8 protein-coding genes are annotated in these 10,500 nt (G+C 50.3%); 4 read left to right on the top strand and 4 right to left on the bottom strand.

What is annotated here, in order from left to right:
• The 3 genes from K2I50_RS01510 to thrC all read left to right on the top strand — a co-directional run.
• Window positions 1-1,286: ACT domain-containing protein (locus K2I50_RS01510; RefSeq protein WP_301024486.1), on the top strand; the 1,286-nt coding region annotated here is incomplete at its 5' end.
• Between the two features lie 40 nt (window positions 1,287-1,326).
• The gene (locus K2I50_RS01505) at window positions 1,327-2,538 is read left to right on the top strand and encodes a cofactor-independent phosphoglycerate mutase (RefSeq protein ID WP_301024485.1); all 1,212 of its coding nucleotides are present in this window, start codon (window positions 1,327-1,329) and stop codon (window positions 2,536-2,538) included.
• 22 nt (window positions 2,539-2,560) lie between these two features.
• Window positions 2,561-3,871, top strand: a complete 1,311-nt coding sequence (gene thrC, locus K2I50_RS01500; RefSeq protein ID WP_301024484.1) for a threonine synthase — start codon at window positions 2,561-2,563, stop codon at window positions 3,869-3,871.
• Window positions 3,872-4,028: 157 nt separating this feature from the next.
• Here thrC and K2I50_RS01495 read toward each other — a convergent pair whose 3' ends face one another.
• The 4 genes from K2I50_RS01495 to K2I50_RS01480 form a co-directional block, all read right to left on the bottom strand.
• Window positions 4,029-4,460: a DNA alkylation repair protein gene (locus K2I50_RS01495; protein ID WP_301024483.1), complete on the bottom strand. Its 432-nt coding sequence runs from the start codon at window positions 4,458-4,460 to the stop codon at window positions 4,029-4,031.
• A complete protein-coding gene (thiH, locus tag K2I50_RS01490; protein ID WP_301024482.1) occupies window positions 4,460-5,569 on the bottom strand; it encodes a 2-iminoacetate synthase ThiH in 1,110 nt (369 codons plus the stop codon). The genes K2I50_RS01495 and thiH overlap by 1 nt, the downstream gene beginning before the upstream one ends.
• Before the next feature lie 113 nt (window positions 5,570-5,682).
• A complete protein-coding gene (locus K2I50_RS01485; protein WP_301024481.1) occupies window positions 5,683-7,182 on the bottom strand; it encodes a DUF6377 domain-containing protein in 1,500 nt (499 codons plus the stop codon).
• A gap of 360 nt (window positions 7,183-7,542) precedes the next feature.
• Complete coding sequence (locus tag K2I50_RS01480; RefSeq protein WP_301024480.1) at window positions 7,543-8,712, bottom strand: AI-2E family transporter; 1,170 nt, start codon at window positions 8,710-8,712, stop codon at window positions 7,543-7,545.
• Window positions 8,713-8,868: 156 nt separating this feature from the next.
• Between K2I50_RS01480 and K2I50_RS01475 the strand changes: the two genes are divergently transcribed.
• Window positions 8,869-10,314, top strand: coding sequence for an MFS transporter (locus K2I50_RS01475; protein ID WP_526022936.1), 1,446 nt, complete (start codon window positions 8,869-8,871; stop codon window positions 10,312-10,314).
• Window positions 10,315-10,500 lie beyond the last annotated feature (186 nt).

Raw genomic sequence — 10,500 nt, 5'->3', positions numbered from 1 at the left:
TTGTCGCCGAACCCAATCTGGCCACAGTAGCCATTGTGGGAGAAAATATGAAACATACCGGAGGTATCGCCGGAAAGCTCTTCAATGTTCTCGGGCGCAACGGTATAAGCGTTATAGCCTGCGCTCAGGGAGCCTCCGAGACCAATATCTCTTTTGTAATCGAGCATGACGATCTGCGCAAAGCGCTCAACGTAATCCACGACAGTTTTTTCTTATCTGACACTCAGGTCTTAAACCTGTTTGTTGTCGGTACAGGCAATGTGGGGCGACATCTGTTGTCGCAAATACACGCCCAACAGGAAAACCTGCTGGAAAACAAGGCTTTGCGTCTGCGCATCGTTGGTATTGCAAACTCCCGTAAATGCATCTTCGACCGCGAAGGCATCGACATAGACCAGACTGATTATCTACTGAATAACTCGACAATCGACGCGACTCCCGAAAATCTCAAAAAAGAGATAATCGGGATGAACATCTTCAACTCGGTGTTTGTCGACTGCACGGCAAGTCCAAAGATTGCAGAACTTTATTACGACCTTCTGAGCCACAACGTAAATGTGGTAGCCGCCAACAAGATAGCAGCATCAGGCGATTACAACGGCTATCTGCTTATGAAACGTGTGGCCCGTAAAAAGGATGTTAAGTTTCTGTTTGAGACCAACGTAGGGGCAGGCCTGCCGATTATCAACACCATCAACAACCTGATCAACTCGGGCGACCGGATACTGCGCATAGAGGCTGTGCTCAGTGGCACACTGAATTATATATTCAATGTGCTCAGTCCGGAAGTCCCCATGAGCCGTGCGATAGAAATGGCATGTGAGGCAGGCTACGCAGAGCCGGATCCGCGTATCGACTTGAGCGGACGCGATGTAATGCGTAAACTTGTGATACTCGCTCGCGAGGCCGGTTATCCGATTTCGCAGGAGGATGTCGAGTGCCGTCTGTTTCTCCCCGAGTCATGTTTCGAAGGCTCAATCGAGGATTTCTTCACAAAAGTGAGGGAACTCGACGGAAAGTTTGAGGAGATGCGTGCCCAGGCCGAAAAAGACGGAGAGCATTTCCGCTTTGCAGCTGTGCTCGACCATGGCAAAGTAAGCGTAGGTCTGCGCACTGTAGACTCCGCCCACCCATTCTACCATCTCGAAGGTAGCAACAATGTAATTCTCCTCACTACCGAGCGTTACAACGAATATCCGATGGTGATAAAGGGTTATGGCGCCGGAGCCGAAGTGACTGCCGCAGGTGTGTTCTCCGACATCATCGGCATAGCCAACATACGCTAATCTACTGTTTTTTACTGACAATATCTATTCTGAAAGTTAAATGAAGCATATAATAATACTTGGCGACGGAATGGCCGACGAGCCGGTAGAAAGCCTCGGAGGACTGACTCCTCTGGAGGCCGCCGATACTCCGGCCATGGACAGGCTTGCCCGAGCGGGACGTTCAGGCATGCTTGCCACCGTGCCGCCGGGATTTCACCCGGGAAGCGAAATCGCCAATATGGGTGTCCTGGGATATGACGTGCACACCTCCTTTGAGGGACGTGGAGTGCTTGAGGCCGCAAGCATCGGTATCGACGTGCCTGACGGCTGGATGGCCATGCGCTGCAATCTGATATGCATCGCCGACGGAAATATCAAAAACCATTCGGCAGGACATATATCGACGGAAGAGGCGACAGAGCTTATAAATGCTCTCAACCGTGAACTTGGAAGCGAGAGAGTGAGATTTTATACCGGAGTATCGTACCGCCATCTGCTGCTGATACGCGATGCCGACAAACGGATTGAATGTACACCTCCACATGATGTGCCCGGCACTCCATGGCACACAGTGACGGTAAAAGCCACCCATCCCGACGCCGAGGATACCGCAGCACTAATCAACGACCTCATCATCCGGTCGCAAAAAATATTGGCAGACCATCCTGTCAATCTCAACAGGGCACGGGCAGGCAAGGATACAGCCGACAGCATCTGGCCATGGTCGCCGGGCTACCGTCCGTCCATGGAACCGATGAGCTCCAGATTCGGCATAAGGAACGGTGTCGTGATTTCGGCTGTCGACCTGATATTCGGCATCGGAGTCTACGCCGGGCTGCGTCCAATCCATGTAGATGGGGCCACCGGCCTCGCCGACACCAACTACGAAGGGAAAGCCCGGGCCGCCATAGAGGCTTTGCGCTCGGGAGCCGACTTTGTGTTTCTCCATATCGAAGCAAGCGACGAAGCCGGCCACGAAGGCGATATAGAGCTTAAGAAACGCACTATCGAGTATCTCGACCGGCGCATAGTAGCCCCGATAATGGAAGCCGCCGACACCCTTGACGAGCCACTCTCCATAGCCGTGCTCCCTGACCACCCTACCCCATGCCGCCTGCGCACACATACGGCGGATGCGGTACCGTTTATAATATATCATCCGGGCGAAAATCCCGACAGCGTAAACTCGTACTCCGAACGAGCCGCAGCCGCCGGATCGTACGGATTGATGAATAGCATTGATTTTATCGACGAATTCTTAAAAATATAATTATCTGTCAATATAATGCGCTATGATGTACTATAGCACCAACCATTCCGCTCCCGATGTGACACTGCGCGATGCCATCGTACACGGTCTTGCTCCTGACCGCGGCCTGTACATGCCCGAACGCATTCCATCGATACCAAAAGCCTTTTTCCGCCATATCGGAGAGATGTCCCTTCATGAGATTGCCTATGTAGTAGCCAATACACTCTTCGGCGATGATGTCGACTCTGAGGAGTTGCGCAATATCGTGACCGACACACTCGGATTCGATATACCTCTGCGCAAAGTCGACGACAACCGCTATGTGCTCGAACTTTTCCATGGTCCCACGCTTGCATTCAAGGATGTAGGTGCCCGATTCATGGCCCATATGCTCTCGCACTTTCACGGCAAGGAGAAGAGCACAGGCGACGTCAATGTGCTTGTGGCCACATCGGGCGACACTGGCAGTGCCGTAGCCAACGGATTTCTCAATGTGCCCGGCGTAAGAGTTTTTGTGCTCTATCCCCATGGTAAGGTAAGTCCGATTCAGGAGGCCCAGTTCACTACTTTGGGCGGCAACATCACTGCGATTGAAGTCGACGGCACATTCGATGACTGCCAGGCTCTTGTGAAGTCGGCGTTTATCGACGAGGAACTTAACAGAGCCATGCACCTTACATCGGCCAACTCCATAAATGTAGCCCGCTTCCTTCCCCAGATGTTCTACTACTATCACGGATACGCACGCATGCTACAAGAGGGCGTCGACCCGGAACAGATAGTAGTGGCAGTACCGAGCGGCAATTTCGGCAACATATGCAGCGCGCTGATAGCAAAACGGATGGGTCTGCCTATCAAGCGCTTTATAGCCGCAAACAACCGCAACGACGTGTTCCTCCGCTACCTCAACACCGGAGAATACAATCCCGGAGCCTCAATACCGACCATAGCCAATGCGATGGATGTAGGCGAGCCGTCAAATTTCGCCCGTATACTCGACCTGTATGGCAACGACCACGCCGCAATAAAGGCCGACATATCGGGATGTTCCTACACCGACGACCAGATACGCTCGACCATGCGCGAGGTATACGAATCGACCGGATATACCCTCGACCCTCACGGAGCCACAGCCTGCCGAGCTCTCGGAGAGCAGTTGCGTCCCGGCGAGAAGGGGATATTCCTGGAAACGGCCCATCCGGCCAAGTTCAAGGATACTGTCGAGGAAGCTATCGGCGCGCGCGTACAGATACCTTCGCGCCTGGCGGCCTTCATGCGCGGCGAAAAGTCGACAGTACGACTATCACGCCAGTTCCCGGCTTTCAAGAAATTCCTGCTCTCGCAGATATAACTTAGAGAATGTCTCTTAGTAAAGTACACGTAAAGTACGGTCTGTAGCCAAATTCCGGCCAGGACGATAGAAATAACTGCCGCGTTGCAATGTCCAATCCATCTATATGGAGGCGCATATGCAACGCGGCAGTGATGTATCTTAGTCCTCTCGTGTATCAGGATATGTAGCTGCGGAGGCGCATGGCAGTATACTGCATCAGCTCTGACTCCGCTACAAGACATTCGTCGGCAATCTGTCGGGCAAACGGCATGCGTCCGAGCAGGCGCAGACACAGCACATCAATAGCCTCGGCCGAGGGCGCGGAGGCAATCCAGCGCCTTGCTTCATCAATAGTGAAATCATCCTCCGGCATAATCATGGGAGCAAGCAGCACGCTCTCGCGAGTAGACACATTGGCCCATAACTCACGCGCCAGCTCGGCATCATATCCGATATCGGATGCTATCTCTTTCAGCTGTGGAAGATTCACGCCGAAAATCACACGGTATGATGCTCCGGCACGACGTAGAGTGTCGGCTACAATGCCGTTGCGCATTGCATAGAAGCGATGTTTTATCGCCTGTAGTGTGGAATTATCGCCAGCCATCAGTCAAATACTTTGTCCCAGTCTTTCCATACTACCTCATACCCGAGCGAACGTATGTCGGCGGCCACATCGGCCGGAGTACGCTCATCGCTTACCGAAAATTGTTCCAGGCTTTGCGGATTGACGGCATAACCGCCAGGATCAGTCTTGCTGCCCGCACTCATCGAGGTGACACCGAGCTGCATCATATTGTTGCGGAAAGCAGTGTTCTCACGAGTGGAATAACTGATGTCCACATCATTGTCAAATATACGGAAAGCGAATGTAAGCTGCGCGAGCTCGCGGTCGCTCATAACCACATTGGGCTGGAAACCGCCTTTTGACGGACGCATGCGCGGGAAGTTGACTGAATACTTCGTCTGCCAGTAGTTCTTACGCAGATACTGCAGATGGCGAGCCATCATTGTGACATCAGTACGCCAGTCTTCCAGACCGATTAGCACACCCATTCCAATTTTGTGTACTCCGGCCTGCCCCATCCTGTCGTAGCCGTTCAGACGCCAGTGGTATATCGACTTCATGCCTACAGGATGGTACTTTTTATAATTCTCCTCATGATACGTTTCCTGGAAACATACCACACCATTCAGTCCCGAATGGGTAAGACGCTCGTAATCTTCGGCCTTAAGAGGCATCACCTCTATGGAAAGATTATTGAAATACGGGCGGCATGTACGCAATGCCTCCTCAAGATAATCGACTCCGGCACGGGCAGGATTCTCGCCTGTGACAATCAGCAGATTCTCAAACGGTCCGAGACGGCGTATGGCCTCGCACTCGCGGCGTATCTCATCCATGGTAAGAATCGTTCGCTCGAAAGGATTGTTATGGTTGAATCCACAGTACACACATCCGTTGGCACATGAGTTGGTAATGTACAGCGGTATATACATACTGATTGTCTTGCCGAATCTTTCCTGTGTTATACGGCGGCTTATCTGCGCCATGTCCTCAAGATATGGCGCGGCTGCCGGCGAAATGAGCGCCATAAAATCGTCGACATCAGGATGCGTTTTCCCAAGCGCAGTCTCCACATCGGCCGCACGCTTTGAAGCGATACAGCGAGTGGTTTCATCCCAGTCGAATTTTTTTATTTCATCGTAAAACATATTATCACACTGCCGCATAGCGGGAATCCCGCAAGTCGCAAGGGCCGCATATGCTCAATGCAAAGGTAGCACTTATTACTCAGATTTCATAATATATCATCAGGCAGCCATCGCTACACCTTGCTGCTCAACGCTTGGAAATCACGGTCAAATGTGCTGCTGTCGATAGCCTTGGCACGAATCTTAGCACGGTATGCATATATCGTATTGGGCGAGTATCCCAAAAACTCGGCCATCCTGGCTGTGTCGGTAAGGCCAATACGCATCAGGGCGGCTATGCGAAGCTCGGGCATCAGACGTCCGTCGGCCGGAAGAGTATACTGCTCGTCGGGGCGTAGCATGGTATTGAGGTCATCGACAAATGTAGGATAAATCTTCAGGAAAGTGCTGTCGAAAATTCCAAACATATCACGTCGTTGCTCATCAATATAATTTCCCGATTTAATGACATTGAAAAGTTCCTCAAACTGCCGTGCTGCAAGTTTGCGCTTTACAGTGCGTGACAGTTCCGATATACGGCGCATGGATATCGAGCATACTCTCAGGAAATTGGACAGGTACAGCCGTCTGTCTTCCTGAAGCCGCAGTACAATCTCATGCTCTTTTCTCATATTTCTTATATATCGCCTGTAGCGCAGCAACATCACTGCCATGACCAACAGCAACAGCACCATCATGCCGGTGATGACCCACAACAGTATATAATTGCGGCTCCACTGACGCCGATATGCCTTATCAATAATCATCAGCGACTCGCCGACAAGTTCGGAATGATACCCCATGCCGTAGGAAGCATTGGTAAGCGCAACCGAAAGGTAGGAGTGTGCCCGGTCGATATCTCCACGGCTGTAGAGCAGATGTCCCAGACGCTGAAGAGACATACCTTCCCTGTCGCCTCGTAAGGTCTCGCTCAATGCCCCATGCAGGGTATAGTAAAATTCATCCTCGGCATTACCCTGAGAGGCGCTGATGCGTGCCATTAACTCAGCGCCGCGTCCATACAGAGCATCAGATATATCAGTACGTTCGAGAAGTTCGCTTCCTGAAATCATCGCCGCCGAATAATTTCTGTCGAAATAAAATCGATACGCCTCATGAAAAAGCCATTCGGGTGATTCCGGAGGATAATACCGCATGGCATGCTGCCGGTAGGAATCGGCTTTAGCCACGTATTTTTCACTAAGCACCGGCAACGCCATAGCCCGCTCCGAAATAATGGTGTACATGTCGGCCGCACCGTCGAAATATTCGCGTTTCCATTCACCGGGCAACTCTTCGGCATTCACAGACTCGAATATCAGTATCGCCTCACGCTCAAGGTCGACAAGAGGGAGAATAGCAGCAAGCGCCATACGGCTACGGAATATCAGCACACTATCGCCAAGCGAGTAGGCGTCGGCTGAAGCCCGTCGCAGATATATTATGGCAGAGTCAGCACATAGCGACTTATAGTTTTTTGCAATCTCGATATAACCGGCCGTACGCTCAACCGGAGACGACGGAAGATTCATTACCATCGAATCAATTGCCGATGTACGTCGCATTATATACGTGTCTCTCTCATCGATAGCACTATCAAGCCTTTCAAGAAGCTCACCTGCAGTATCGGGCATATCACGATAAGACGCCCCCAAGACAGGTTCAGGAGCGATATACCATATTATCGAGATGGCAAGAAAGATTAATGTACGTAATGTTATAGCGCGCAAATTACAATAAGGTTAAGACGAATGAATAAAGTATTTATCAAAAGCGCATCCTAATATCAGAATACAAGCGATAGGACGACACCTATTGAATATGCAACCACGAATTCATTAACACTTGCAAAGATATTGAACTTTAATTTACACTACAATTAATTTAATAAACTTTTGCGCAACTATTCATTTATTAGCACGCCATCAAAAAATGTGGCACAGCATTCATGGCATAGCATGCGTTTTTTCACAAAATTTAAGAGTCCGTCGCACCTATGATTTTTGCACGTGGTCATCGCTATTCTCGTCAGCGCCATTTCCGTCAGCAGATGATACTTCATGATGATGCCTCGAACGTATATGCCGCAGCTGAAGCATATTGAGATATTCATCGTAATATGCAAGCAACAGTGTGGTCAACGGCAATGCTATTATAAGGCCGAGGAAGCCAAGCAAAGTGCCCCATATCGACAATGAAAGTAAGATAATGGCAGGATTCAGCCCCATGGCCTTACCCATGATTTTAGGAGTCAGGAACAAATCCTGTATAGCCTGCACGATACAGTATACAGCCATACATTCCCAAAATATTGTCCAAAAATCAACGCCCTGGTCGACCGAACATACCAGACAAAGAAATATCGTGGGAACCAATGATATCAGCTGAAGATACGGCACCATGTTGAGCAATCCGATAAACATGCCGAGCACTACTGCAAGAGGCATCCCTATAATCAGAAAACCGATAGTGAAAAGGACCCCTACACAAAATGCCACAAGAGCCTGTCCGCGGAAATAGTGATTCATCGAGCGCTGTATGTCATTGCCTATACGAAACACGGTCTTGCGCCATGCAGGAGGTACCATATGATGGAAGCTCTTGCTGAGGCGCTCGTAGTCAAGCATGATAAATATCACATACAGAAACACTATAAACCAGCTGAGCAGCCCGACAATCATGCTTATTCCACTTGTAAGCACCGACCATGTGTGTAATGCTGCACTTTCCAGCAACTTAATCTGGTCCTCACGTGTAAGCAGACTTGACAGGTACTCGAAATCCACATAATTGCGAATGAATTCATGAAGCCAGTCGGGTAGAAACGGGATGCTTACCTGCGACTGTGAGTATACTTTCAGCAGATGTGCCATATGCGCCATCTCGGAAGTAATCATCGGGATAAGCAGATAACATAGTAGACCGAATGCTAATGTCGCTTCGAAAAGAGTAATAAAGATTGCGGCCACACGCCCCTTGAGGCGCAGGAGCTCGCGGTTGAACTGTACGAACGGCTCAAATATGTAAGCGATAAGGGCTGCCACACAGAATGGCAACAGCACACCGCGCAGACGGTATATCAGCCATACCGCGGCACAAACCACTATAGTAGTGATTACCAACCGCACTACGCGGTCGAATGTATATGGTTGGCTCGCACTCATGTCTATATATTTCGGGTTATTATACCTGCTTTATTTTATAAAATAATGTTACGAAATTAGCTAATTTTTCCGTAATCCGCTCATTTTTGCGTAAATTTGTTCCCCGAAAATCAAAACCAAATCATTACTACATATCAAATGGCTATTTTAACTAATGTGGCGGATGCATCCGCCAGAGCGCTCAACGACAAGACATGGGCAAGATGGACAGCGCTCATACTCATCGCCTCGATGATGCTGTTTGCCTACATGTTTGTCGACGTTATGTCGCCACTCCAGTCTCTGATAGAGACACAGCGCGGATGGTCGCCCGACGCATTCGGCTACTATGCCGGCGCGGAGTATATACTCAACGTATTCGGATTCCTGATTCTCGCCGGTATCATCCTCGACAAGATGGGTGTACGCTTTACCGGAACCCTTTCGGCATCGCTTATGGTTGCCGGAGCCTGCATAAAGCTGTATGCAATCAGCAATCTGTTTCAAGGCACTGCCCTGGAATTGTGGCTTAGCTCGTGGTGGACATCGATGCCCGGAAGCGCCAAGCTCGCAGCCTTCGGATTCATGATTTTCGGATGCGGCTGCGAAATGGCAGGCATTACCGTGAGCAAGGCCATTGCAAAATGGTTTGAGGGCAAGGAGATGGCTCTCGCAATGGGTCTGGAGATGGCAATCGCCCGTATAGGCGTGTTTGCAATCTTCTCGATTTCTCCACGTCTGGCCGAGTGGATCAGCCCTACAGACCCCTCGGTAGTACCTCCGGTAGCTTTCTGTACAGCCCTTCTATTTATCGGCCTTATCTCTTTCATGGTATTTACCGTGATGGATAAAAAACTTGACGCTCAACTCGGAGCAAAGGCCCAGGCCAACGACGAGACCGCAGAAGAGGAGTTCAAGCTCTCGGATGTGGCCAACATTTTCGGCTCGCGCCTGTTCTGGATTATCGCCATGCTGTGTGTGCTTTACTACTCTGCTATTTTCCCCTTCCAGCGTTATGCCGCCAATATGCTCCAGTGTAACCTCGGCATAGACGCCACCACAGCTTCCGATATATTCCGCTGGTTCCCCATCGGCGCGGCAGTACTGACTCCGGCCCTTGGCTATTTCCTCGACCGCAAGGGCAAAGGCGCCACAATGCTGATACTCGGCGCACTGCTTATGATTGTATGTCATCTCACCTTTGCACTTGTGCTTCCGAAGTATCCTACAGAATGGCTTGCATTCAGCGCTATAGTGCTCCTTGGCATATCATTCTCGCTCGTACCGGCAGCCCTCTGGCCTTCTGTTCCCAAGATTATGGACAAGCGTTTCCTCGGTTCCGCCTACTCTCTGATTTTCTGGGTACAGAATATCGGCCTGTCGCTCTTCCCCATCCTTATCGGTGTGGTGCTTACAGCATCCAACCCCGGAGTGACCGACCCGATGAAGTATGACTATACCAATCCGATGCTGCTCTTCGCGTCGCTTGGAGTGCTTGCCCTGATATTCGGACTCTGGCTCAAAGCTCTTGACGCCAAGAAGCACTACGGACTTGAACTGCCCAACATCTCTACCGACAAGGAAGAGAAAATATTCGAGGAAGAGGGACGCACTCAGGAATAATGCATCTCTGAATGTTCACAGACCAATCTGTCTGCATCCATTAGGAAAGCGGATTCAATAAAGACATAACTCCCGGCGCCAAGCATAACCGGCGCCGGGAGTTGTGTCTTTAAGAGCTTGTTTAATAATAAATGTTGCCGCCAGGGTCGTATATATTGAGGCGATTTTCGACATGTGACGAAGGAG

Origin of the sequence: Muribaculum sp. (assembly GCF_029051885.1) — a bacterium.
Lineage (GTDB): Bacteria > Bacteroidota > Bacteroidia > Bacteroidales > Muribaculaceae > Muribaculum.
The sequence above is the reverse complement of the archived record's forward strand: the minus strand, read 5'-3'. Positions and strand labels throughout refer to the sequence as shown.